This is a genomic window from Nocardia rhizosphaerae (genome assembly GCF_042650365.1).
Taxonomy (GTDB): domain Bacteria; phylum Actinomycetota; class Actinomycetes; order Mycobacteriales; family Mycobacteriaceae; genus Nocardia; species Nocardia rhizosphaerae.
Genome location: NZ_JBHSBA010000015.1, coordinates 18,872 through 42,846 on the forward strand (window position 1 = coordinate 18,872; position 23,975 = coordinate 42,846).

Consider the following 23,975-nt stretch of genomic DNA (forward strand, 5'->3'; position numbering starts at 1 on the left):
GGATGACCGGAGTCGGCACCCTTGTCGTCGCGATGGACGGTCCCTCCGGCACCGGCAAGTCCAGTGTGTCGCGGCGGCTGGCGACCCGGCTCGGTGCCCGCTACCTCGACACCGGCGCCATGTACCGGGTCGCGACACTGCGCGTGCTGCGTGCCGGGGTCGACCTGAGTGACCCGGTCGCCATCGCCGATACCGTTGCGGCGCTGCCGTTGTCGATCGGTACCGACCCCAGCCACGAGGTGATCGAGCTCGACGGCGAGGACGTCTCGGCCGAGATCCGCGGCGACGCGGTCACCAAAGCAGTCTCCGCGGTGTCGGCCGTGGCACCGGTGCGTGCGCAGCTGGTCGCCCTGCAGCGCGAGATCGCCGCGGTGGCGGGCCGGATCGTGGTGGAGGGCCGCGACATCGGCACCGTCGTGCTCACCGACGCCGACGCCAAGATCTATCTCACCGCCTCGGCGGAGGCGCGCGCCCAGCGGCGCAACGCCCAGAACGTCCGCGAGGGCCGCGGCGACGACTACGCGGCCGTGCTGGCCGACGTGCAGCGCCGCGACACCCTCGACTCCACCCGCACGGTGTCGCCGCTGCGCCCCGCCGCCGACGCGGTGCTCGTCGACACCAGCGACCTGACGATGGACGAGACCATCGACGAGCTCTACCGCGTGGTGGCCCAGCAGCTTTCGGCCACGACAGGAGGGTCGCGATGATCGACGAGGACGTACTGGTCGGCGACGGCACCTGGTCCGACGAAACCGACTGGGAGATCGCCGATCTCGAAGGTGAACACACCGACGGCGAGCAGCTCGCGATGCCGACGGTCGCGGTGGTCGGCCGTCCGAACGTGGGCAAGTCGACCCTGGTGAACCGCATCCTCGGCAGGCGCGAGGCCGTCGTCGAGGACATTCCCGGCGTCACCCGCGACCGCATCTCCTACGAGGCCAGCTGGGCCGGGCGCCGATTCCTGGTGCAGGACACCGGCGGCTGGGAACCCGACGCCAAGGGCCTGCAGCAGCATGTGGCCCGGCAGGCCGAGGTGGCGATGGAGACCGCCGACGCGATCCTGCTCGTCGTCGACGCGACCGTCGGCGCCACCGCCACCGATGAGGCGGCGGTGCGCAAGCTGCGCCGGTCCAAGATCCCGGTGATCCTGGTGGCGAACAAGGTCGACGACCAGAAGATCGAGGTGGAAGCGGCCACCCTGTGGTCGCTGGGTCTCGGTGAGCCGCGGATGGTCTCGGCCGCGCACGGGCGCGGCACCGGTGACCTGCTCGACGATGTGCTCGCCGCGCTGCCGGAGACCCCGCGCGAGGGGACCGGTGTGGCGGGGCCGCGGCGCGTCGCCCTGGTCGGCAAGCCCAATGTCGGCAAGTCGAGCCTGCTGAACAAGCTGTCCGGCGACGAGCGTTCGGTGGTCCACGATGTCGCGGGCACCACCGTCGACCCGGTCGACTCGCTGGTCGAGCTCGGCGGCAAGGTGTGGAAGTTCGTCGACACCGCCGGGCTGCGGCGCAAGGTGTCCAATGCCTCGGGCACCGAGTTCTACGCCTCGCTGCGCACCAAGTCGGCGCTGGAGGCTTCCGAGGTCGCGATCATGCTGATCGACGCCTCGGTGCCGATCACCGAGCAGGACCTGCGGGTGATCAGCCTGGTCGCCGACTCGGGTCGCGCGCTGGTACTGGCCTTCAACAAGTGGGACCTGGTCGACGAGGACCGCCGGTACATTCTCGAGCGCGAGATCGATCGGGATCTGGTGCGGGTGCCGTGGGCGCAGCGGGTCAACATCTCCGCGCACACCGGGCGGGCCGTGCAGAAGCTGGTGCCGCAGATGGAGACCGCGCTCGAGTCGTGGGACAAGCGCATCTCCACCGGCCGGTTGAACACCTGGCTCAAGGAAGTCATCGCGGCCACCCCGCCGCCGATGCGCGGCGGGCGCCAGCCTCGCGTCCTGTTCGCCACCCAGGCGAGCACCCGTCCGCCGACGTTCGTGCTCTTCACCACCGGCTTCCTCGAGGCGGGTTATCGCCGCTTCCTGGAGCGTAGGCTGCGCGAGGAATTCGGTTTCGACGGCTCGCCGGTGCGCATCTCGGTGCGCGTGCGCGAGAAGAAGGACCGCAAGAAGTAGCTCGTCCCGTGGGCCCTCGGCAATCGCCGAGGGCCCACGTCGTTTCCGGGTATCGTCGAGGAACAGGGAATGGAGAGCCTCATGAGTCTTATCGGCACCCTGATCGGCTACGTACTGACGGTGTTCCTGCTTCTGCTGCTGGCCCGCATGGTCCTGGACTGGGCGGATATCCTCGGCAAGCTGCCGCCCTTGGCACTGCGGGCCCGCTCGGCGGTCCACGCCGCGACCGAACCCGTGATCGCCCCCGTCCGCCGCCTCCTCCCGCCGATCCGTTTCGGCAACTCAGCCATCGACCTCGCCTTCACCGTCGTCTTCATCGCCGTCCTGATCCTGCGCGCCATCGCGTTCCGGCTGTAGCACCCGGTCGAGCATGTGCTCGACCAGCTGCGTCGCCCGTGCGGCCAGACCGTCGTCGGTCAGCATCCCCTGTGCGAGACCGCCGATCGCGACGACGAGCAACTCGGCGTCGGCGCGAATCGTCGAATCGTCGGCGGCGCGTAACGCTCGGACCTGGGCGCCCACCGCGTCGACGATGTAGTTCGGTGCCCCCGCTGTGTCTGCTGCGCCGAGGTCGGGGCCGGTGAGCGTGGCGGCATGAAAGATGCCCAGGACAACCGTGTTCTGCCGACTCGGTTCGTCCATCGGCAGGAGCCCGATGAGGATGGCGCGGATGACATCCCGCGGGCCCGCGCCGGGAGCTAGGGCGGCCAGTCCTCGGCGCAGCCGCTCACCCGAATCCTCGACGACCGCGCGGTGGGTGGCAAGGAGGAACTCGCGCTTGGTGCCGAAGTAGTACTGCACCGAGCGCACCGATACCCCGGCCTCGGCGGCGACCGACTGGAAGGTCGCCGCGTCCAACCCGCCCCTGGCGATGACCCGCCGTGCGGCACCCGTGATGGTCCGTCTGCGTTCGTCGTGATCGGCCAGCCGTGGCACGCTGCTCTCCTTCCCTGGGCTACCCACTGCGGTCTTGATGATACGACCATACCATCTTTGTGGTACGGTTATATCACCAACGAAGATATGGGGTGGAGATGGCCAAGCTCGGCAAGTTCAAGAACGACGCGGCCCGCGAGGAGTATTTGCAGGCCTATCGCGCACTGGAGCGGGGGTTGCCCGTGGAGACCACGACGTCCGATATCGAGACGTCGTTCGGCAGGACCCGGGTGCGCGCAGCGGGTCGCGGAACAGGTACTCCGATCGTGCTGCTGCACTCACTCGGCGGCAACAGCCTGTCCTGGAACCACGTGATCGCGGACATCGCGCGTGACCGCGCTGTCTACCTGCCCGAGATGATCGGCGTACCCGGGCTCAGCGTGCAGACCGCGCCGATCGATGAGAAGGGTTTCGGAACCTGGTTCGGGGACTTGCTCGACGGCCTCGGCGTCGATCGGGCGCATCTGGTCGGCTATTCGCAGGGCGGCTGGCAGGCGATGGCGATCGGGACCGAGCAGCAGCGCAGGCTGGCGAGCCTGACGGTGATCGAGCCGGGCGGCACCTTGACGAAGATCAAGTGGAGCGTGCTGTGGACGATGATCAAGGTCGGGTCCCGGCCGACCGACAAGAACCTGCGCAGGATGAATGCCTGGCTCAATCCCGGTGTCACGCTGACCGATGCGGAATTCGCCGGGGTCAAAGCGGCGCTCGGCTACGTTCCCGCGATCGGCTTTCCGAAGATGTTCACCGACGAGCGTTTGGCGATGCTCACGATGCCGTCGCTGTGGTTGTTCGGCTCCGAGTCGCTGGTCGTCGACAATGCCCTCGCCGGCCGGCGCTTGCGGGCGAATGTGCCCGCCGCTGAGGTCGAGGTCTTTCCCGGCGCCGGGCACGGCATCTTCCACCAGATTCCGGCCGAGGTCACCGCACGGGTTCTCGACTTCACCCGCCGCTACGAACCGAACGACGTGCGCCGCGGCGGGTGATGTCCGCCGCGGTGGTTCGGCAGGTCCCGCATCAGTTCGAAATGGCCGTTGCCTGGTGCAGGTAGGTGTGGTCGGTGAGCTGTTGCAGCATGAAGTCGGCGATATCGGCGCGGGAGATCTTCAGCGCCAGACCGGTTTCGGTGGCCGGGAAGCCGCGGCGGTAGGTGCCGGTGGCCGGGCCGTCGGTGAAGGCGCTCGGGCGCACGATGGTCCAGTCGAGACCGCTGGCCCGCACGTACTCCTCCTGCTCGACGTGGTCGGCGTAGGCGGGCCGCAGCAGCATCCCGAACATGACGTACTTCCAGACGAAGTTGAGGTTGGGCCTGCTGTCCCCGACGCCGAGGGTGGTCTGGCAGATCAGCCGCTGCACGCCGGTGCGCTGCATGGCCGCGATGACCGTGCGGGTGCCCTCGGCCCTGACCACACCCTTGCGGCCGTTGCCGAGGGCGACGAGCACCGCGTCCTGACCGGTGACGCACCGTTCGACGGCCGCCGGGTCGAGCACATCACCCTCGATCACCCGCAGGTCGGCGGATGTGGAGCCGACCCGGCTCGCATCCCGGGTGAGCGCGGTGATCTCATGGCCCTGTTTCAGCGCGTGCTCGACAATGTGCCGACCGAGGGTCCCGGTGGCTCCGAAGACTGCGATTCGCATGGTGTTCTCCTCGAACTCTCGAAAGCTGTTGTTTCGTTGGTGAATCCAGTACAACAACTTCGAGCTGGACGAACCATGGCCCACGGTCTCGCCGACATAAGTAGGCGTCTACCCGCTCGGCTCAGGCTCGCCCGAGCGCCAAGGCGACATTGTGCCCGCCGAACCCGAAGGAGTTGGTCAGGGCGTAGTCGATGCGCTGTCGGCGCGGCGCACCCGCGACGATATCGAGCTCGACGTCCGGGTTCTCCAGGTTGAGCGTCGGCGGCACGACCTGTTCACGCAGGGTGAGGGCGGTGATGACGGTTTCCAGCGCACCGACCGCGCCGATGGAATGGCCGAGGGCCGATTTCGGGGCGTAGATCGAGGCTGTCGGGGTCACCGCCATGATCGCGTTGGCTTCCGAGGCGTCACCGATCGACGTCGAGGTCGCGTGCGCGTTCACATGCTGGATGTCCGAAGTATTCAGTCCCGCGGTGGCGATTGCTGCGCGCATGGCGCGGGCGGCGCCGTTGCCCTCCGGTTCGGAGGCGACGATGTGATACGCGTCGGAGGTGATGCCCGCACCGAGGACTCGCGCGTGCGGGTGCGCGCCCCTGGCCCGTGCGTGCCGTTCCGATTCCAGGACGACCAGCGCCCCGGCCTCGCCGAAGACGAACCCGTCCCGGTCCCGGTCGAACGGACGAGAGGCGCGCTCGGGCTCGTCATTGCGCGTGCTCATGGCCCGCATCATGGCGAAACTCGCGATGGGCACGGCGTGAATGCGGCCCTCGACGCCACCGGCGACGACCACGTCGGCCTCACCCGTGCGGATCAACCGCCAGGCGTGCGCGATGGCCTCGGATCCGGACGAGCACGCCGACACCGGCGCGTACGCCCCTGCTCGTGCACCGATTTCGAGGCTCACCGCCGCAGCCGGGCCGTTCGGCATCACCATCGGTACGGTTGTCGGGGCCACTTTCCGGTAGCCACCTGCGCGCATCGCGTCCACTGCCTCGATCAGGGCGTCGCCGCCGCCGAGACCGGTACCGATGACGACCGCGAGCCGCTCACCGTTCACTTCCGGCGTGCCCGCCGCACGCCATACCCGTCGGCCGAGTACCAGGGCCAACTGCTCCACATACGAATGTCTGCGCCGCTCGACCCTGCTCAATTCGCCGACCGGATTCCCGGTCAGCTTGCCGCCGATCCGGACCGGGAGATCCGCGGCGAACTCGTCGTCGAGCAGCGTGATCCCGGTGTGTCCCAGTAGCAGCTCCGACCAGGTCGCCGCCATGTCGTCGGCCAGCGAGGTGGTGGTGGCGTAGGCCGTCATGACCACGTCGTCGGTCGACATGGCGCGAGTTTCTGAAGCGACTGTTACATTCACGAGGTCATGGATACCTGTAACAGTCGCTACAGTCAACTTATGGCCCGCCCTCTCGACCACGCCAAACGCGCCGAACTGCTGGCATCCGTAGTGCGCTATATCGCCGAGCACGGTCTCGCCGATCTGTCCCTGCGCCCGCTCGCCGCCGAACTCGGCACCAGCTCGCGCATGCTGATCTACTACTTCGACACCAAAGAGAACCTGCTGGTCCAGGCGCTGGCGACACAGCGGCCGGATATCGCCGCCGTGTTCGCCGGTGTCGACGATGCCGCGGAACTCCGGGAACGGGCCTGGAGCTTCTGGAAGGCGAACTCCGCGGGTGCGGACCAGACCAGCGTCAGGGCGATGCTCCAAGTCATCGGTGCCGCGTGCGCACCCCATGGGCCGTACGCCGACTATGCCAACGACGCGATCACGATCTTCGTCGAGGCGTTCACCGCCGGATTGCGCTCCATCGGCACCGACGACGAACCGGAAGTCGTGGCGACCCTGCTCATCTCCGGCCTGCGGGGAATCCTCCAAGACCGCTTGATCACCGGCGACGTCGAGCGCACCGACCGTGCGGCTCGTCGTTTGATCGACCGGATGGTGCGCTGAACCCGGCCGGTTCGCGATCGCGGTCGGCGACTGCTCGGTGCGGTGTCAGTCGTGGGTGCCTTCGACGCGCAAGCGGGTGGTCACCGCGCGGACGGCAGGAGCCTCGGTGAGGGCGTCGATGGTGTCGGTGAGGGCTGATTCGGGGGACTGGTGGGTGAGGACGATGAGGTGGGCGTCGGGGCCGTGGCGTTCCTGGCGGACGCGGGCGATGCTCACGTTGCCCGCGGCGAAGATCTCGGCGACTCGGGACAGGGCACCGGCGTGGTCGGTGACCAGGAGATTGAGGTAGTAGCGGGTGGGGGTGTCGCCGAGCGGGGCGATGGGGAGCTGGGCGTAGTAGGAGGCGCGGGGGGCGCGGCCGCCGTTGACGCGGTTGCGGGCGGCGGTGACGAGATCGCCGAGCAGGGCCGCCGCGGTGGCGGGGATGGTGGGGGCGCCGGAGAACATCAGCCTGCCCGCGCCGGTGGCATCGATGGCGACCGCGCTGAACGGTGGCTCCATCTGGGCGATGGGATCGGTCGCCGGGAGCAGGGCGGGGTGGACGCGCACCGAGATCTGCTCCTTACCGCCGGCTTCCGGCCGTTCCCCGACCCTGGTGCACACGGTGAGGGTGCGCAGGCACAGCCCGAGAGCGGCGGTGGCGGCCAGATCGTCCGCGGTGACCTGGGCGGGTTCGGCGCAGTGCACGTCACCGACCTCCACTCTGGTGTGGAAGGCCAGGGTGGCCAGGATCGCGGCCTGCGCGGCCGCGTCGGCAGTGGGCAGCACCGCGAGCACCCGCTCCACCCGGTCGCCGGACAGTGACTGGGTCAGTGGCCGGACCACCGGAACGCCACCGGCCACAGCGGCTTCGAAGAACAAGTCGCCCCCGCAGTGCTCCGCCGCCGCGGCGAGCCGGTGCCCGTGCTCGGCCACCAGCACGGTATCGGCCGTGACCACCGACGCGCCTGCCTCGAGCGCGCCGAGTACCGCCGCCGGATCCCCGGTGGTGTCGACAACCAGCTCCGCCTGGGCGCTCGACGGGACGACGATCAGCTCGGCTCCCGCGCGCTCGCACAGGTCGTCCGAGGTATCGCGCAGGATCCTGGTGACCTCGGCGCCGAGTCCTTCCGCACCGAGGACGGCGACCCGGAGCGCAGGTCGCGGGGAACGAAAGAGCTGATTGGTCATGGGAATTCGCCTAACCGCCGTGAGCTGCCGAGCCGGGAACCGGCGGCTGTGCCACCCCCGTGCAGCCAGTATCGCGGCCGAACCGATTCGGCGGCAGCCGTTTTCACCACCAATCTGCACAGCCGTGCCAGAAATCCCTGGATACTCGGAGTGGTCGCCCCGCCGATCGCGCGCGGGGGAGCAGGGGAGAGGACGAGGTATGGCCCTGGTTGTGCAGAAATTCGGTGGTTCGTCGGTGGCGAGCGCGGAGCGGATCCGGCGGGTCGCCGAGCGGATCGTGGAGACCAAGAAGCAGGGTCACGACGTGGTGGTGGTCTGCTCGGCCATGGGTGACACCACCGACGAACTGCTCGACCTGGCCGGTCAGGTGGCGCCTGCACCGCCGCCGCGGGAGATGGACATGCTGCTCACCTCCGGCGAACGCATCTCGAACGCCCTGGTGGCGATGGCGATTCACGCACTGGGCGCGGAGGCCAGGTCGTTCACCGGTTCGCAGGCCGGTGTGATCACCACCGGCGCGCACGGCAACGCCAAGATCATCCAGGTCGATCCGGACCGGGTCCGCCGCGCGCTCGACGACGGCGAGATCGTCCTGGTCGCCGGGTTCCAGGGCGTGAGCCAGGACAGCCGCGATGTCACCACGCTCGGGCGCGGTGGCTCCGACACGACCGCGGTGGCACTGGCCGCGGCGCTCGGCGCCGACGTGTGCGAGATCTACACCGACGTCGACGGCGTGTTCACCGCCGATCCGCGCATCGTGTCCGACGCGCAGAAGCTCGACCGGATCTCCTATGAGGAGATGCTGGAGATGGCCGCCTGTGGGTCGAAGGTGCTGATGCTGCGCTGCGTCGAGTACGCGCGCCGTTATCACGTTCCGGTGCATGTGCGCTCGTCCTACACCGACACCGTCGGCACCACGGTCTTCGGCTCCATGGCCGATATCCCGACCGATCAGGCGGTGCTCACCGGTGTCGCGCACGACCGGTCGGAGGCCAAGGTCACCGTGATCGGGCTGCCCGACGAACCCGGGTACGCGGCACGGGTGTTCCGCACCGTCGCCGACGCCGAGGTGGGTATCGATATGGTCGTGCAGAACACCGGCACCGGCCGCACCGACATCACCTTCACCCTGCCCGCCGCCGACCGCGCCCGCGCGGTGGCGCTGCTGCGCGAGCGCCGCGCCGAGATCGGTTTCGCCGATGTCCGCCACGACGATCGGGTGGGCAAGGTGTCGCTGATCGGCGCAGGCATGCGCGACCAGCCCGGCGTCACCGCGACGTTCTGTGAGGCGCTGGCCGAGGCGGGGATCAATCTGGACCTGATCGCCACCTCCCAGATCCGCATCTCGGTGCTGGTCCGTGACACCGATCTGGACGAAGCGGTGCGGGTGCTGCACCGTGCTTTCGATCTGGGCGGCGCCGAGGTCGCCGTGGTGCACGGCGGGACCGGACGGTGAGCATGGTTGACCGTGAACTGAATTCACAGTAATTTACCGAACAGTCAATAGTGGCTGTCGATCGGAGGTCGTTCCGTGCGCACCCGTCTCACCGCGTTCACCCGCGACGGATTCCATTTCGACGTGGTGGACTCCGGTCCGATCGACGGCCCGGTCGTCGTCGCCCTGCACGGGTTCCCGCAGACCGCGAGTTCGCTGGCCGAACTCGCCGCGCTGCTCGGAGCCCGTGGCTACCGGACCGTCGCGCCCGATCAGCGTGGCTATTCGCCGGGCGCCCGGCCGCGGGCGAGGTCGGCCTACCGGATGGCGGAACTGGTCGCGGACGTGGTCGCGCTGATCCGCGAACTCGGCCGCGGCCCGGTGCACCTGGTCGGTCACGACTGGGGTGCCATGGTCGCGTGGTCGCTCGCGGCGCGCCACCCCGACCTGGTCCGTACCCTGGTGACGATCTCGGTGCCGCATCCCGGCGCGTTCGCGCGGTCGCTGGTCACCGGTGACCAGCTGTTCCGGTCGTTCTACATGGGGTTGTTCCAGATCCCGGTGCTGCCGGAACGGCTGCTGACGTCGCGGCCCGCCGTGCTGGACCGGGCCCTTGCGACCACCGGTATGGCGCCGGACGTGCTCGCGCGGGTGCACCGCGAGATCGTCGCCACCGGCGCGCTCCCGACCGCGCTGAACTGGTACCGCGCGCTGCTGGTACCGGGCAACCGGGTGCTCTCGGCGCCGCTGGTTCCGGTGCCGGTGACCCATGTCTGGAGTTCCGGCGACACGGCGTTGTCGCGCCGCGGTGCCGAGCTGACCGGCCGCTTCGTCACCGGCGACTACCGGCTCGCGGTGGTCGAGGGCGCCTCGCACTGGTTGCCCGACGAACGCCCCGATGAACTGGCGGAGATCGTCGCGGCGCGGATCGCCTCGGTTCCCGCCTGACCGCGGTCAGCCGATCGGGGCGGCGAATGGGTGCAATGCCTCGGCGGTCGCCGGGATCAGCGGCGCGCGCCTGACCTCGACCCGGGCGGCCAGCTGTTCGGTGATCCGCAGGCGCACGCCTGCCCACTCGTCGCGCAGGATCGAGTAGAAGGCGGTATCGCGCACCGCGCCGTCGAGTCCGCGCGAATGTGCCCGGCGCACACCGTCGCTCACCGCGCCGAGCCGTTCGATCGCGGCGCGGGAACGCAGGTTGCGGGCATCGGCCCGCAGCGTCACCCGGCGCACGCCCCAGCCGTCGAAGGCGTGGGTGAGCATGAGCAGTTTGGCCTCGAGGTTCACGATGCCGCCGCGCACGGCCGGGGTCAGCCAGGTGTTGCCGATCTCCACCGCGTCCGGGATGGCCCGGCCGGGGTGCGTGACCACCGGCTCGGCCGACAGCGGCCAGGTCAGCGGGCCCTGCCAATACTCGAGCCGGGTGAATCGGGTCGATCCGACCACGCATTCGTCCTCGATGGTCACGATCGCGAAAGCCAGGGCGGTGCCGGCCAGCTGCGCGGCCTCGGCCTGGAAGACGTAGGTGCGCGCCTCCTGCTCGCCGTGCGGGACGATGGTGAACCCGGCGGAGCCGAACGCGGCGCCCGCCGCGACCAGACCGGGAACGTGGTGGGGCGCAAGGGGCTCCAGCCGAGCGATGCGGCCGTGCAGGATAACGGGTGCGGGCATGGTGACCGGCGTCCTTCGTCTGATGAGGGTCACCGGAGCACGAGGCGTGGATCTCACGCGGCAGGTGCTCGCGGCGAAGCGACACGAACGATCCAGCAGCATCGAAAAATAACTGGATGGACGATAGCCGAACGACGCGTCTTCTCCAGGATGAACGGACGACATGTCGTCGGCGAAGTTGCCCGCGCGGCTCCGGTCACGGCGTGGTGACGTGGACGTGCGTGTGATCGCGGCTGTGTCGCGACGCATTCGTGCACGTCATAGCCGTAACGGTTGGATAAATCACATGGTTGTGCGCACGCTGGACGAGCGCCCGATTGGTCTCTATTTCGCCAGGTCGACCTGGTATTTGCCAGAAGTGTGCGAGAGTTACCCACTCGTGTCGAACATGTGTTCTGTGTGATGCAAGTCACATGACACTGTTGTTCGACAGTGGAAGCTGGCACGCTCGTAATTGCTGAACGTTAACCGTTCGTGATCAACGGGTGGGATCGACGCCGACCCGCTCGCATGAACGAGCCGCCCTTCCGTTCCGGCGCGAGGGCAGAGAAGGATCCACGACGGATCACCTACCGGCCGCACGGGGACGGCTGCCCGGAAGGGGCCTCATGGTCATGAGCAGCGTGCACTTCGAATCGAATAGCAAACTAGCAGTTACCGGACGGGAGGTGCGTGAGCGCGTGTCGTCGGCCGCCGATGCGACGATCGCGCCGCTCGCGATGCCAGGGCTGATCCTCGGCCTGCTTCTCGTCGGACTCGGCCTCGCCGGGTTGCCACGGCTCGGCGACTGGGTGGGGAACTACGGCCCGGTGCTCGTCGGGCTCGCCTACCTGCTGTACCTGGGGGCGGCGGGCTGGCTGCTGCTGTGGAGTGCGGCCACCGTGCGGTCGCTGCACCGCCACTGACCGCGCTGCCCCTCGGTGTCAGTCCTGCGGCGGATCGACGAAGATGTCGTACTCCAATTCGCTGATGTCGCCGCCGTATACCGACAGATCGGTGACACCGTGCGCGCGCAGTACCTCTACGTCGAGGAAGGTGTTGCCCGTGGTGGTGCGGGCATCGCTGCCGAGGACGGCCACGGCGGCGTCGGCGACGATGTCGGGCGTGCGGGCCTTGGCGACCGCCTCGTCGCCGCCGAGCAGGTTCTGGACCGCCGCGGTCGCGATCAGGGTCTGCGGCCACAGGCAATTCGCTGCCACGCCGTGCTCGGCGTACTCCGCAGCCCAGCCGAGGGTGAGCAGCGACATCCCGTACTTGGCCACCATGTAGGCCGGATGCGAGCCGAGCCAGCGCGGCGCGAGGTTCAGCGGCGGCGATAGGCTCAGGATGTGGGCGTTCTCGCTGCGGCGCAGATGCGGCAGGCACGCGCTGGAGAGCAGGTAGGTGCCACGGATCTGGATCTGCTGCATCAGGTCGAAGCGCTTGACCGGCAGTTCCTCGGTGGGCGCGAGCGCGATCGCCGAGGCGTTGTTGACGCAGTAGTCGATCCCGCCGAACCGGTCGACCGCCTTGGCGACGGCGTTGTTCACCGAGTCCTCGTCACGCACGTCGCCGACCACGGCCAGCGCCTGGCCGCCCGCGGCCTCGATCTCGGCCGCCGCGGTGTGGATGGTGCCGGGCAGGCGTGGGTCGGGCACATCGGTCTTGGCCAGCAACACCACATTGGCGCCGTGGCGGGCCGCGGCGACCGCGATGGCCAGCCCGATGCCCCGGCTGCCACCGGACATGATCATCGTGCGCCCGGTCAGTGGGTGAGCAACGGTCATGGGGAGCTCCTTGTCGTCGGCGACGCCGGTGCGGCGGCTGCAGACCGTTGACGTTACATATTCGCCACGATTGTGGCAATAGTGAAATAGGTAGACTCGTCCCCGTGCAACCCCTCGTGACCGGCTCCGATACCGAGATCCGCGCGGTGTCGGCGCGCTCGGCGCTGGTCCGCATCCTCATCGCGGCGCGGTCCCCGACGATGACCTCGCGGCAGATCTGCGCCGCGACCACTGCCGTCGGCTACCCGGAGGCGACCGTGCGGGTCGCGGTCTCGCGCATGGTCGCCGCGGGTGAGCTGCGCCGGGAGAACCGTGCCTACACCCTCGCCCCCGCGCTGCGGGCGCGGCGCGCCGAACTCGCCGCACCACCGACCCGCGCGTGGCGCGGCGACTGGGAGCAGGTCGTGGTGACGGCCACCGGCCGCCCGGCCGCCGACCGCGCCACGCTGCGTGCGACCTTGATCTCGCTGCGGCTGGCCGAGTTGCGCGAAGGAGTGTGGATGCGGCCCGCGAACCTGGACCGGGACCGGCCCGCCGCGCTCGGCGAGACCACGCTGCACCTGCGTACCGCGCCGGTGGACGATCCCGGCGGGCTCGCCGCCCGGCTGTGGCCGCTGCGCGCGTGGTCCGCGCGGGGCCACGCCCTGCTGGCCGCCATCGAAACCGCCGACCCCACAGCGAAATTCGCCGCGGTGTGCGCCGGACTCGATCATCTCACCACCGATCCGGTGCTGCCCGCGGAGTTGCTGCCCGCGGACTGGCCGTCGGCGGAACTGCGCGCCGTCACCTCCGCCTACCTGACCTGGTTCGACACGCTGAGCGCGGCATCAGGATAAGGCGATCGCCGCGGTTGTCCGGGGTGTGGCTACCGGACGGACCGGGCTGCCGCGTCTACGATGGACCCTGCCGTGCGACGTGGCGGCGCCGCATGGTGCATGGGGAAGGACCCGCCCCGAGATTGTCGGGGCGGGTCGCACCATCTTTTCCGGGGCGATCCGAGAGTGCTGTTCTCTACTGTGGCGCACCGGATTCCGGCTCGGAAGTGATCACCGGATACCCAGCATCCCGAGTGCGAACCCGGCATAGTCGGTGGCGATCTGTTCTGGGCCGGCCGGACCGCCGAGCCGGAACCACTGGGGCAGTGCGGTACACATGGTGCTGATCGCGCGGCCCGCGGCGCGGGCGTGCGTGGTCGGCAGGTTCGCCTCGGCGAGCGCGGCATCGATGTCGGCGTCGAGCAGATGCTGGAGCTCGTTGCGTGAGAACGTGATCCGTTGTCGGTCCGGTGGGTTCAGGCGTCGACATCGGTGAAGCCGTAGTCGGTGGCCAGGTCGGCCACCTTCCACGCCTGTCCGGCGCGGGCGTGCAGATCCGGGGCGGCGGCCAGTGCCACCACGGCGCGACCGGCGAAACGAGGTGATTCTGCGGCGTTCAGGTCGAAAGTGCCCTCGCCGGGCAGGGTGACCTCTCGACGGCCGTGCTCGTCGGCCGGAACCAGTTGCAGCAGTTCGGTGTTCACGATGCCCGGCCAGATCGAGACCGCCGTGGCCCCGGTGCCTGCGAGATCGTGGGCCAAGTCGGCGGTGAGCCGGTCCAACGCCGTCTTGGCCACGCCGTACACGGCATTGTGCAGGTAGCGCTCGGCGCCGGGGGAGGAGACGTTGACGATCAGCCCGTCCGACTCGATCAGCAGCGGCGCGGCGAAGACAGCGGCCACGTAGTGGGAGCGCACACCGACATCGAAGGTCTCGTCCCACGCCTTCGGTGGCACGTCCCAGAACTTGCGGCCGAGCCAGCGGGCGGCGGCGGGGGAGTTGTAGACATTGTTCACCAGCAGGTCCAGGCGCCCCTGTTCCTCGCGCACCTGGGTGAAGAGTTTCTCGACCGCGGCGTCGTCGGTGTGATCGCAGACAACGGCCACGCCGTGCCCACCGAGCGCGGTGACCTCGGCCGCGGTGTCGTGCACCGTGCCGGGCAGCCGGCCCGCGGCGGCGCTGCGGCCGGTCACGTACACCGTCGCCCCGGCCGCGCCCAGTTCCAGCGCGATGCCTTTGCCGATACCGCGACTGGCGCCGGTGACGACCGCGACCCGGCCGCCGAGAATCTCGGGTGTTCCGCTCATGACCTCCAGACACTACCGTCAAAATAGGAACACGTTCTAGAAATGGGAGACGGTAGTGGAGCTGACCCGACGATTCCTCGACACCGGCGCTGTCCGGATGCACGTCACCGAGCAGGGGCATGGCTATCCGGTGGTGTTCTGCCACGGCTTCCCGCACACCTCGTTCCTGTGGCATCGCCAGCTGGCCGCACTCGCCGCGGCGGGGTACCGGGCCGTCGCGCCCGATCTGCGCGGCTACGGCCACACCGACGCGCCCGCCGACATCGCGGCCTACACCAACGCGGCGGTCATCGGTGACCTGTTGGCCCTGCTCGACGATCTCGGTGCCGAACAGGCGGTCTTCGTCGGCCTCGACTTCGGCGCCCAGCTGGTGTGGGAGCTGGCGCTGCGTGAGCCGGGGCGGGTGGCGGCGGTCGCGGTGCTGAACAATCCGTTCTCGCCACGCCCGCCGCGCGCGCCATCGGAATTCTGGACCGACGCGGCGCAACGGCACTTCCTGCACCTGGCCTACTTCCAGGAGCCCGGCGTGGCCGACGCCGAGCTGGCGGCCCGGCCGCGCGAATTCCTCGCGCGCGTCTACTATTCGCTCTCCGGTGACTACCACTACCTCGACACCTGGCAGAACCCACCTGGGCTCGGCTACCTCGACGTGCTGCCGAAGGCGCCGGAGCTGCCGTGGTCGTGGCTCAGCGAGGCCGAATTCGACACCGTGGCCACGGAATTCGAGCGCACCGGTTTCACCGGCGGGCTGAACTGGTATCGCAATCTGGACCGCAACTGGGCGCTCACCGAGGCGTTCGCCGCCGCGAAGATCGAGGTGCCGACCTACTTCCTGTACGGCGAGAACGATCCGGACATGGAGGGCTTCAGCGGGCGCGATCCGCTCGCCACCCTGCGCGCGAACGTCACGGATCTGCGTGCGGTCGTGCAGGTTCCGCGGGCCGGGCATCTCGTGCAGCTCGAACGGACCGACCTCGTCGACGCGTTCCTGCTCGACGCGCTGCGCGATCTCGGTGTGCCTGCCCGCACCCGCGCGTAGCGCACCGCGACCTCGCCGACCTCGTGGCGTTCTCCCACACCCTGGTCATGTGGTCGCGGGCGACCTCGACGGTGGTGGAACGGACGGTCGCGTCCGCGTCGGTCGAGCCGCCGGGGTAGCTGCCGTCGATGCCAGCGGCGTGGCCAGGCACTTCGGTCCTGTGCCATGCTCGAAAGCGCGCGGAAGCGAAGGAGTGTCCAGTGCCGATCCGGGGTGTGCTGTTCGATGTCGACGACACGCTGTTCGACTATTCGGCCTCCGATGCGGCGGGTCTGCTCGCGCAGTTGCGTCAGGACGACCTGCTCGCCCGTTTTCCCGACCCCGCCGCCGCGGTGGAGCTGTGGCACGGGATCACCGAGAGCGAGTACCCCCGGTTCGTCCGCGGTGAGCTGAGCTTCACCGGCCAGCGGCTGGCCAGGGCACGCGCCTTCCTGTCGCGCGTGTGGTGCACCGCGCCGGCCGACATCCCCGACGCCGAGGCACTCGCCTGGTTCGACGCCTACTCCGCGCACCGCCGAGCTGCCTGGGCGGCCTTCCCCGACGCCGCGCCGCTGCTGGAAACCCTGGCGCCCGCGTTCCGGCTCGGCATCGTCTCGAATGCGGCGGTGCCGCCGCAGCGCCGCAAACTCGAAGCCGTCGGCCTGCTGTCCTACTTCGGTGACCGGTTGGTGTGCAGCGAGGAACACGGCGCGGGCAAACCGGACGCGAGCATCTTCCACGCCGGATGCGCGCTGCTCGAGCTCGATCCGGGCGAGGTCGCCTACGTCGGTGACCGATACACCGTCGACGCGCTCGGCGCGCACGACGCCGGTCTGCACGCGTGCTGGCTGGATCGCGGGAATCTGCGGGGCCGCACCGATATCCGGCCCGGCGTCCATGTCATCGAGTCACTGGCCGAACTGCCCGGCACCTTCCCCGGTCACCGGATTCCCGGCGCGTAGTTCGGATTCCAGCATCGCGGTGATCCGGTCGAGCAGCGCCTCCAGCCGTTGCGGGATCCCGTCGCCGTTGCGCGCAGACACCGTGAGTTCGGTGTGCCCGTCGAATTCGGTGAGCCCGAACAGCAGTGGCATCGCGACACTGTGCTGCGGCAGCACGATCAACCCGGTGGGCCGGAAGCCGGGTACCGCGAGTTCGTCGGCGCCGCTGCGGCCCATGTGGGACACGGTCGCCGAGGCGAGGTTGCGGCCGAAACGCGCGCCGAGCCAGTTGGTGGTGTGCAGAATGCCCCGGTTCACCGCGTCGGGGACCAGGGTGATCCGGGTGTTCGCCAGCTGGTTGAGTTCGCGATCCGCCCCGAGCCCGGCCTTGACGCGGTCCTTGACCTCGGTCCAGTCCTGACCGGGTGCCAGATCGAGGAACAGCGGTAGCGCCAGGTTGGCAGTCGAGCGCAGCGCGGGATCGTGCCTGCGCAGGTCGACCGGCATCATGATCCGCGAGGTGCCCCTGGTCTCGGCGGCCAGCAGCGCGCAGACCCTGGCGAGCGCGCCCGGCCCCGCCGCCTCGATCCGCCGGTGCCGCAACAGATGCCGGGGCGCGCCCCGGCGCTGCCTGCCCGCGCCGACCGCGCTGCGGTACCGCGGCACCATCGGCGTCGGCTTGCCGGGAGCCCCGAGGCGTCCCACCAGCTCCTGGTCGGCGATCGGGTCCCGCTGGGGGACCGGGTCCTCGCCGCGCAGGGCGCGCAGGACATTGGTGGCCCACAGCACCATGCCCATGCCGTCCATCACACCGTGGAAGACCCGGAAGATCAGGGTCACCGGCGCGCCGGTGAGCAGCAGCACCTCCACGGTGGCCGCAGGGGTGGGACCGATCGGGCTGGTGAGCACGGGATCGGTCTCGAGCTCGGGCGCCCACAGCGCGTGCCCTGGCACCACCCGTACCGCGGGGGCGATGCCGCTGTCGACCCAGTCGGTGCCGCGCCGCACCAGGCGGGCGCCAGGGGTGACGGCCGCCGCGGTGGTCACCGCCCGGCGCAACCGCTCCGGGTCGATCTCCCCGTCCCCGGGAATGACCAGCTGCATGAGAAACGGCGGCGCGAGTTCCCGCATGGGGAAGTACATGCGCTCGGTGGTCGAGATCGGTCGACGGAAGATGTTGCCGCGGTTCATGTTTACCCTCCGGAGTATCGGGCGGTGACTACCGCAGGTCGGCGGTGAGCGACTCGATGCCCCCGCGTGCCGCCAGCCAGGTCAGGAATTCGGCGAGCCCGGTGTCCCGGTCGGTCACCGGCGCGTAGCCGAGATCGCGCCGCGCGGCGGTGGTGTCGTAGGTGGCGCTGCGGGTCATCAGCGCGACGGCGTAGCGCGACAGCGGTGGCGACCACCGGGTCGCCACCGCCGGGATCCGCCACACCGCCTCGATCACGGCGACCACAGCGGCGAGCACCCGCGGATTCGGCCGCCGCGCCGGCGGCTGGTAGCCGAGCCGGGACGCGACCTCACCGAGAAACCGCCAGACGTCGGTCTTCTCGGCATCGGCGATGAAATACGGCTTCCCGCCGACGGCCGGCGCGGTGAGCGCCAGCTGACACGCGCGCACGATGTTGTCGACATGGCACAGTGAAGCCTCCACCGTCCGCCCGCCGGACAGATCGGGCAGCCGGCCCGCCGCCGTCCGGCCGAGCAGCCGCACGATGGGGCCCGACCGGTCACCCGCGCCCCAGATCGCGCGCGGTCGCAGCGCGAGTGTGGTGAACTCCGGGGTGTTCGCCGCGAGGACCGCGCGTTCGGCGGCCGCCTTGGTCTCGGAGTAGTGATTGAGATACCGGCGCGGATACGGCAGCGACTCGTCGACGTCGAGCTGGTCGCCGCCGTCGCGGTCCATCAGGGCGCTGGGGCTGGAGATGAACACGAACCGGCTCGCGCCGCCGCGCCGGGCGGCGGCGAGCAGTTCCTCGGTGGCGCGGACGTTCTCGAGCAGGAAGCGGGCCCGCGTGCCCCGTTCGTCGACGCGAGCCGCGCTGTGGACCACCACGTCGACGCCGTCGGCGGCGTGGTGCAGCGATGCGGGGTCGGCGAGATCGCCGTAAACCAGCCGCACCCGCTCGCGCGCTGGGCCGAGGTCGGCGAGCACACTGGTCGGCCGGACCAGGACCGATACCTCGTGTGTCCCTTCGGCGACCAGCGCGCGCACGATCGCGCCGCCGAGGAAGCCGGACGCGCCGGTGACCAGTACCCTCATCGCTTCGCCTCCAGCTGTTTCGCCGCCCAGCGGGCGAGTTGTTCCCGCCCGATCTTGGCGTTGTGCCGGATGTCGACCGGGAATCCCGGATGCGTCAGGAACTCCGCGATCGGCGCCACGGTCTCGAATTCTGTTGCTCGCGTGCGTAAACGGGTGAGAACGGCGTTCGGCTCGGCTCCCGATTCCAGCTCCACACACAGCACCGGACGCTGCGCGCCGCGCGAGCCGAGCCCGACCAGCGCGCTTCGTGCCACGCCTGGTATCGCGTTGAACACCTGCTCGACCTGCACCGTGAACATCGGTCCGGCCGCGGTCTGCACGCGCTGGCTCTTGCGCCCGCAGAACCAGATCCGGCCCTGCTCGTCGATCCAGCCGAGATCGCCGGTACGGTGCCAGATCCGGTCGCCGTCGGCGATCTTGCCCGCCGTGTTCGCCGCCGCGGGCCAGTAGTAGCGGGTGCTGACATTCGGTCCGGACACGGCGATCTCGCCCACGTCCGACGACCCGGCCGCAATCTCGACACCGTCCCAGGCGGGTACCGGGTCGTCGGTGATGGTGAGCAGTCGCACCGACACCCGGTCGGCGGGGCGGCCGATGCAGGTACCGTCGCCCGCGTGCGCGCGCTCGACCAGGCCGTCGAGCAACTCACGCGACTCGATCGTCGACATCGGCAGCGCCTCGGTGGAACCGTAGCCCGCGTAGATCTCGACGTCGGGGTGCAGCACCTCGCGCAGCCCGGCCACACACCAGTCCGGTACCGGGGCGCCGCCGGAGAAGATGCTCGCGAGCGAGTCCAGTTCGGCGGGCTGGGTGCGCAGGTGGGTCAGCAACGGGATGAGCACGGCGGGGGAGGCGAACATGGTGCGCACCCCGAAGGTGCGGATCGCCTCGACCACCTGCGCGGGATCGGTCGAGCCGACCCTGCTGGGGATCAGCGGTGGCAGCACGCACCGCGCACCGAGCAGCAGATCCAGCACACCCACCAGCGGCAGGGTGATCAGTGAGGTCTCGGGCGGGGTGTGCCCGCGCGCGGCGTGCACCTGCTCCACCATGGCGGCCAGATTGCCGTGGGTGAGCTCGACGGCCTTGGCCGGGCCGGTGCTTCCCGTGGTGAACGCGATGATCAGCACGTCGTCCGGGTCGGCGGGCACCCGCTCGGGCAGCACGCCCGCAGGCGTGCGGCCCCAGTCGCGCAGCGTCGGACCGCCCCAGAACCAGCGCCGCCCCACCGTCACCGCCGTGCGCACATGCCGGAAGCTGCGCGCGAACAGCAACCGCACCAGGTGTGCCTGCGGAATGCCGACGAACGCCTGCGCCTGCACCGCGCGCAGGCAGTGCACCATCCGCCGCACCCCCATGCCAGGGTCGATGACCACCGGAACGGCGCCGATCTTCAACAGCGCGAACAGGATTGCGTACAGCTCCGGGCTCGGCAACACCAGCACGATGGTGCGGGTGCCGCTGCCGACACCCGACGCGGTGAGCCGCTCGGCGATCGTGTCCGACCACCGATCCAGCTCGCGATAGGTGATCCGCCGGTAGTCCGGTGTGCCCGCCGCGGTGGTGCCGTCGGGGTAGATGACCGCGGGCCGATCGGGCTGCTCGGCGGCGAAGCGCCGGAACTCGTCGATGGTCTGCCAGTAGGTCGCCGTCGTCACGCGATGGTCTCCGGGAGGTGGTACAGCGCGGCAGCCGCCGACGGTCCGGCCCCGGCGGCCACGAACAGTACGTGCGTGCGGCCCGCGAGGGTGCCCGCCGCCAGCGCCCGATGGAAGGCCAACGGCAGCGCGGCGGTGTGCGGGTCGCCGTCGGTGAGGTCGGGTAGCAGCACCGCGTCCTGGTCGATGCCGAGCGCGTCGGCGAGCCGCTTCGGGAACTGCGGCGCCGGTGTGGAGGCGATCAGCGCGATCCCGGCGGGATCGATCCCCGCCTCGGCGAGTGCGTTCCGTCCGGCGTCGGTGGCGACGGCCAGGATCCGGTCCTCGAAATCGGGATCGCGGTCGACGGTCATCAGCGAGCGGCCGACGGTGCCCATGGTCGCGATGTCGACGTAGGCCTGTTCGGCCGGGCTGCCGCCCGACCTGGCGGTGCGCACCGGCCCGAAACCCTCCGGACCATCGACCTGCTCGAGCAGTAGCGCGGCACCGGCGGTGGCGTAGGGGAATTCGGCGTCGGCCGTGGAACGGGCCAGCGACGGATGGGTGTCGCCCGCCACGATCAGCACGTGTTCGGTGCTGCCGGTGGCCAGGATCGACCCGGCGACCTGGACGGCGTTGAGCACCCCGACCGCGCCGTTCATCAGGTCGAAGGAGAAGGTCCGCCGATCGCCGCGGGTGTAGTCGAGGCCGATGCCCGCGGCCTTCTGGATCAGCGCCGAGACCGCGGGCTCGACCGTGTTCGAGTCGCGGAAGATGCCGGTGTTGATCAGCACGCCGACCTGATCGGGCCGGATTCCGGCCTGGCGCAGGCTGTCCCGCGCGGCCTGCCCGCTGAGTTCGACGATGCTGGTGGTGTCGGCGGCACCCGCGGTGCCGGTCGATCGGATACGCACGCCCATGACGAAACCTCAGACCTTCAGCGAAGAGATGGTGGTGGACAGGAATCCCGCGACGACACCGGAGGCGGCCGGGACCATCAGCAGCTTCGAACCCGCCTCGATGGTCTGCTCGACGAGCCGGTCGTGCAGGACGATGAAATGCGATGTGGTCGAGGTGTTTCCGTACTTCTCGATCACGTTCAGATCCGGCGGCATCGGGGTGCCGAACTCCCTGGCGGCGACACCGTTCATGTACGGCACGGCCGCCGCGCCGAACTGGTGATGGATGATGTAGTCGAAGCCCTCACCGGCGAAGTCGGCGCCGTGCTCGTCCAGGAAGTCGCGCTGCGCGTCCGGCCACAGCACGAACCTCGCCTCGTTGTGCATCTTGCGGTTGTCGGTGTAGAGCGCCACCCCCGCGGACTTGTCACTCGGCATGCCGAGGCACAGGTGCGAGTGCTCGGCGGCGGTGAACAGTTCGACGTAGTGGATCATGTCGGACTCGTCGGTGGCCTGATCCAGTACCACCGCACACCCCGAGTCGCCCACCGACAGCGAGGCGAACTGCAGGTCGTACTTCTCCGAGATCTCGTTCACCGCGGTCTCGGCGATCGGGGTGATCGCCTCCCCGCTGACCACCATGCCGTTGCGCACCACCCCGGACCGGATCATCCGGTCGAGCAGGTAGGTGCCGGTGAGCATGCCTGCGCAGGCATTGGACACGTCGAAGGTGATCGCGCCGTCGGCACCGAGCGCGCCGGCGATGGTCGAGGCGAACGAGGGCTCCATGTACATGCGGGTGCCCTGGTTGCTGCGAGTGATCGAGCAGGAGATGATCACGTCCAATTCTGCTGCGCCGTACCGGGATCGGGACAGGCAGTCCTGCGCGGCCCGCATGGCGAGGGCGAACGAGTCCTGCGCGCGGTCCGGATGCGTGTCGCGCACCCGTCGTTCCTTGATTCCGGTGATGCGTTCCAGATCGAACGAGGGCGGGACTTTCAGACGCGAAATCAATTCGGCGGTGGACACGATATTCGACGGAAGATATGCGCCGATCGACTCGAAACGCGAATGCAACACGGGAACTCCTGAATACGTCGGACGTCGCGCCAACCGCGTCGGTGGCCGGTGATGAACGGGGACGTTACCGGAGAGTAGGGGTGTCGCGGCTGTGGCGAAAGTCGCTCGCGCGCTGAATCTTCTGTGCGAGTTCACAACGGTGTTCCGGGCCTGGAGCGAGATCGGCAACTGTGCTGCGGCGCACATGTGGGCCGGTCATGTGCCGGTATCCCGCGCTGGGCGAACGATCAGCTAACCGCTGGGCCTGCGCCGCGCGATGACGTGGAGCCACCGCATCGATAGCTCCGGCGTGAGAGACGTCACGTGACCGATGCCGGACGAATTTCCGTCGAATTCCGCGCAGGTTGTTGTGCGAGACAAATGGTCTGGACGAATTTCGTCGCGGCGAATGATCGGTTGGCGGGATCGCCCGGCCGCTGTCGGCCGTGCGATCCGAGAGCCGGATTCCTGGTCCGGGAATCGGTGCGGTGGCTCCCCGGTTCGTGGGCGGTGATCGGTGGTCGCAGCGGCGGGATCGCCCGCCGCTGCCCCCGGTGGGCGGGCTGGTATCGGTCGCACTCGGCACGCTATGGTGCTCGGCAACTCGGAACCGGTGAAATGTCCACTACCGCAGAGGAACCGCGATTCCACACCAACCCCGGACCAACCTTGTCCACCCATAGTGTCTGGCGAACACGACGAGCCGTCGATCTGCAAGGAGCGCACCATGCCCAACCACGCCGGGTCCGCCCACCGCGAACGCCCACCGCACATCCATCCGCTCGCCCATCGGCATCGGGCGGTGGCCACCACCGACGACGCGAGCAGGCTGCTGCGGCTGCTGGCCGAGATGCACGGGCCTGTCGTGCTGTACCTGCCCGCCGACTCCGCCGGGTCGACACCGATCTGCTTGCGCCGCAGTGACTTCCATCCCGACGTCGACGACGTGCTCGCCGGGCGGACTTCGGCGAAGGCCGAGCTCTGGCTGGCCGCCAAGTTCCGGGACGGGCTCGACGACCTCGATCTCGGCGTCGACGTGCGCACCGACCTCGCCACCGACCGCGATTCCGGCTCGCTCGCCACCGCGTGCGGCTTCCGGTTCGCGCTGCGCATCCGGGCCGCGAGCGAGGCCGCCGAACTCGTCGAGGAAGCCTCGTAGCGGTCGCTCCAGCCTCCTGGACTGATCAGTCGTGCCGAACCGGCCCGACTCGCTGCGGTAGCAGACCTCGGCCGGTAGCATCGCTAAGCGAATCGGAAGATTCAAGTACTGCAAGATGTTTCGATGCGATCGCCTGGACTGGGGTCGGAGGAAACACCGGTGATCGAGAGGTT

The 23,975-nt window shown here is 69.4% G+C and carries 25 protein-coding genes; 12 read left to right on the top strand and 13 right to left on the bottom strand.

What is annotated here, in order from left to right; genetic code table 11:
- Window positions 1-2: 2 nt before the first annotated feature.
- The 3 genes from cmk to ACFOW8_RS22265 all read left to right on the top strand — a co-directional run bounded on the left by cmk (window position 3) and on the right by ACFOW8_RS22265 (window position 2,479).
- Window positions 3-707: a (d)CMP kinase gene (gene cmk, locus ACFOW8_RS22255; protein ID WP_378554638.1), complete on the top strand. Its 705-nt coding sequence runs from the start codon at window positions 3-5 to the stop codon at window positions 705-707.
- Window positions 704-2,122 (top strand): ribosome biogenesis GTPase Der, encoded by a 1,419-nt coding sequence (gene der / locus ACFOW8_RS22260; protein ID WP_378553234.1) that lies wholly within the window; start codon window positions 704-706, stop codon window positions 2,120-2,122. The genes cmk and der overlap by 4 nt, the downstream gene beginning before the upstream one ends.
- A gap of 81 nt (window positions 2,123-2,203) precedes the next feature.
- The gene (locus ACFOW8_RS22265; protein ID WP_378553236.1) at window positions 2,204-2,479 is read left to right on the top strand and encodes a YggT family protein; all 276 of its coding nucleotides are present in this window, start codon (window positions 2,204-2,206) and stop codon (window positions 2,477-2,479) included.
- Here ACFOW8_RS22265 and ACFOW8_RS22270 read toward each other — a convergent pair.
- Window positions 2,405-3,058, bottom strand: a complete 654-nt coding sequence (locus tag ACFOW8_RS22270) for a TetR/AcrR family transcriptional regulator (RefSeq protein ID WP_378553238.1) — start codon at window positions 3,056-3,058, stop codon at window positions 2,405-2,407. The genes ACFOW8_RS22265 and ACFOW8_RS22270 overlap by 75 nt on opposite strands.
- Before the next feature lie 98 nt (window positions 3,059-3,156).
- Here ACFOW8_RS22270 and ACFOW8_RS22275 point away from each other — a divergent pair, with 98 nt between their 5' ends.
- Window positions 3,157-4,044, top strand: coding sequence for an alpha/beta fold hydrolase (locus ACFOW8_RS22275; RefSeq protein ID WP_378554639.1), 888 nt, complete (start codon window positions 3,157-3,159; stop codon window positions 4,042-4,044).
- Window positions 4,045-4,075: 31 nt separating this feature from the next.
- Here the strand turns inward: ACFOW8_RS22275 and ACFOW8_RS22280 are convergent, their stop codons facing one another.
- Together ACFOW8_RS22280 and ACFOW8_RS22285 are read right to left on the bottom strand one after the other, a co-directional pair.
- Window positions 4,076-4,699, bottom strand: coding sequence for an NAD(P)-dependent oxidoreductase (locus tag ACFOW8_RS22280; protein ID WP_378553240.1), 624 nt, complete (start codon window positions 4,697-4,699; stop codon window positions 4,076-4,078).
- Between the two features lie 121 nt (window positions 4,700-4,820).
- Window positions 4,821-6,032 (bottom strand): KasA/KasB family beta-ketoacyl-ACP synthase, encoded by a 1,212-nt coding sequence (locus tag ACFOW8_RS22285; RefSeq protein ID WP_378553243.1) that lies wholly within the window; start codon window positions 6,030-6,032, stop codon window positions 4,821-4,823.
- A 72-nt stretch (window positions 6,033-6,104) separates the two neighbouring features.
- Here ACFOW8_RS22285 and ACFOW8_RS22290 point away from each other — a divergent pair, with 72 nt between their 5' ends.
- Window positions 6,105-6,662 carry a TetR/AcrR family transcriptional regulator gene (locus ACFOW8_RS22290; RefSeq protein ID WP_378553245.1) on the top strand — a complete coding sequence of 186 codons (558 nt, stop codon included), beginning with the start codon at window positions 6,105-6,107 and terminating at the stop codon, window positions 6,660-6,662.
- A gap of 45 nt (window positions 6,663-6,707) precedes the next feature.
- Here ACFOW8_RS22290 and ACFOW8_RS22295 read toward each other — a convergent pair whose 3' ends face one another.
- Window positions 6,708-7,832: a homoserine dehydrogenase gene (locus ACFOW8_RS22295; RefSeq protein WP_378553247.1), complete on the bottom strand. Its 1,125-nt coding sequence runs from the start codon at window positions 7,830-7,832 to the stop codon at window positions 6,708-6,710.
- Between the two features lie 199 nt (window positions 7,833-8,031).
- Here ACFOW8_RS22295 and ACFOW8_RS22300 point away from each other — a divergent pair, with 199 nt between their 5' ends.
- The gene (locus ACFOW8_RS22300) at window positions 8,032-9,288 is read left to right on the top strand and encodes an aspartate kinase (protein WP_378553249.1); all 1,257 of its coding nucleotides are present in this window, start codon (window positions 8,032-8,034) and stop codon (window positions 9,286-9,288) included.
- A 75-nt stretch (window positions 9,289-9,363) separates the two neighbouring features.
- On the top strand, window positions 9,364-10,215 hold the full coding sequence (locus ACFOW8_RS22305) for an alpha/beta fold hydrolase (RefSeq protein WP_378553251.1): 852 nt from the start codon (window positions 9,364-9,366) through the stop codon (window positions 10,213-10,215).
- Window positions 10,216-10,221: 6 nt separating this feature from the next.
- Here the strand turns inward: ACFOW8_RS22305 and ACFOW8_RS22310 are convergent, their stop codons facing one another.
- A complete protein-coding gene (locus ACFOW8_RS22310; protein WP_378553253.1) occupies window positions 10,222-10,938 on the bottom strand; it encodes a GNAT family N-acetyltransferase in 717 nt (238 codons plus the stop codon).
- Between the two features lie 668 nt (window positions 10,939-11,606).
- Between ACFOW8_RS22310 and ACFOW8_RS22315 the strand changes: the two genes are divergently transcribed.
- Window positions 11,607-11,843 carry a hypothetical protein gene (locus ACFOW8_RS22315; protein ID WP_378553256.1) on the top strand — a complete coding sequence of 79 codons (237 nt, stop codon included), beginning with the start codon at window positions 11,607-11,609 and terminating at the stop codon, window positions 11,841-11,843.
- Window positions 11,844-11,861: 18 nt separating this feature from the next.
- On the opposite strand, the gene ACFOW8_RS22320 is transcribed toward ACFOW8_RS22315, so the two are convergent.
- Window positions 11,862-12,704 (bottom strand): SDR family oxidoreductase, encoded by an 843-nt coding sequence (locus tag ACFOW8_RS22320; protein WP_378553258.1) that lies wholly within the window; start codon window positions 12,702-12,704, stop codon window positions 11,862-11,864.
- Between the two features lie 104 nt (window positions 12,705-12,808).
- Here ACFOW8_RS22320 and ACFOW8_RS22325 point away from each other — a divergent pair, with 104 nt between their 5' ends.
- Entirely contained in the window at window positions 12,809-13,540 is a 732-nt protein-coding gene (locus ACFOW8_RS22325; protein WP_378553260.1) for a PaaX domain-containing protein, C- domain protein, read from the top strand.
- Between the two features lie 210 nt (window positions 13,541-13,750).
- Here ACFOW8_RS22325 and ACFOW8_RS22330 read toward each other — a convergent pair whose 3' ends face one another.
- Window positions 13,751-14,050: a hypothetical protein gene (locus ACFOW8_RS22330; protein ID WP_378553262.1), complete on the bottom strand. Its 300-nt coding sequence runs from the start codon at window positions 14,048-14,050 to the stop codon at window positions 13,751-13,753.
- Window positions 13,996-14,826: an SDR family NAD(P)-dependent oxidoreductase gene (locus tag ACFOW8_RS22335; protein WP_378553264.1), complete on the bottom strand. Its 831-nt coding sequence runs from the start codon at window positions 14,824-14,826 to the stop codon at window positions 13,996-13,998. The genes ACFOW8_RS22330 and ACFOW8_RS22335 overlap by 55 nt, the downstream gene beginning before the upstream one ends.
- Window positions 14,827-14,881: 55 nt before the next feature.
- Between ACFOW8_RS22335 and ACFOW8_RS22340 the strand changes: the two genes are divergently transcribed.
- Together ACFOW8_RS22340 and ACFOW8_RS22345 are read left to right on the top strand one after the other, a co-directional pair.
- The gene (locus tag ACFOW8_RS22340; protein ID WP_378553265.1) at window positions 14,882-15,865 is read left to right on the top strand and encodes an alpha/beta fold hydrolase; all 984 of its coding nucleotides are present in this window, start codon (window positions 14,882-14,884) and stop codon (window positions 15,863-15,865) included.
- A 200-nt stretch (window positions 15,866-16,065) separates the two neighbouring features.
- A complete protein-coding gene (locus ACFOW8_RS22345; protein WP_378553267.1) occupies window positions 16,066-16,806 on the top strand; it encodes an HAD family hydrolase in 741 nt (246 codons plus the stop codon).
- On the opposite strand, the gene ACFOW8_RS22350 is transcribed toward ACFOW8_RS22345, so the two are convergent.
- The 5 genes from ACFOW8_RS22350 to ACFOW8_RS22370 are packed head-to-tail and all read right to left on the bottom strand — an operon-like array spanning window position 16,753 to window position 22,664.
- A complete protein-coding gene (locus ACFOW8_RS22350) occupies window positions 16,753-17,976 on the bottom strand; it encodes a peptide synthetase (protein ID WP_378553270.1) in 1,224 nt (407 codons plus the stop codon). The two genes, ACFOW8_RS22345 and ACFOW8_RS22350, sit on opposite strands and share 54 nt — an antisense overlap.
- Window positions 17,977-18,004: 28 nt before the next feature.
- Window positions 18,005-19,048, bottom strand: coding sequence for an NAD-dependent epimerase/dehydratase family protein (locus ACFOW8_RS22355; protein WP_378553271.1), 1,044 nt, complete (start codon window positions 19,046-19,048; stop codon window positions 18,005-18,007).
- Window positions 19,045-20,706 (bottom strand): fatty acid CoA ligase family protein, encoded by a 1,662-nt coding sequence (locus ACFOW8_RS22360; RefSeq protein ID WP_378553273.1) that lies wholly within the window; start codon window positions 20,704-20,706, stop codon window positions 19,045-19,047. The genes ACFOW8_RS22355 and ACFOW8_RS22360 overlap by 4 nt, the downstream gene beginning before the upstream one ends.
- Window positions 20,703-21,605, bottom strand: a complete 903-nt coding sequence (locus tag ACFOW8_RS22365) for a 3-oxoacyl-[acyl-carrier-protein] synthase III C-terminal domain-containing protein (RefSeq protein ID WP_378553274.1) — start codon at window positions 21,603-21,605, stop codon at window positions 20,703-20,705. Before ACFOW8_RS22365 ends, ACFOW8_RS22360 begins: the two co-directional genes overlap by 4 nt.
- Window positions 21,606-21,614: 9 nt before the next feature.
- Complete coding sequence (locus ACFOW8_RS22370; RefSeq protein WP_378553276.1) at window positions 21,615-22,664, bottom strand: 3-oxoacyl-ACP synthase III family protein; 1,050 nt, start codon at window positions 22,662-22,664, stop codon at window positions 21,615-21,617.
- Between the two features lie 706 nt (window positions 22,665-23,370).
- Here ACFOW8_RS22370 and ACFOW8_RS22375 point away from each other — a divergent pair.
- Window positions 23,371-23,802 carry a DUF779 domain-containing protein gene (locus tag ACFOW8_RS22375; protein WP_378553278.1) on the top strand — a complete coding sequence of 144 codons (432 nt, stop codon included), beginning with the start codon at window positions 23,371-23,373 and terminating at the stop codon, window positions 23,800-23,802.
- Window positions 23,803-23,975 lie beyond the last annotated feature (173 nt).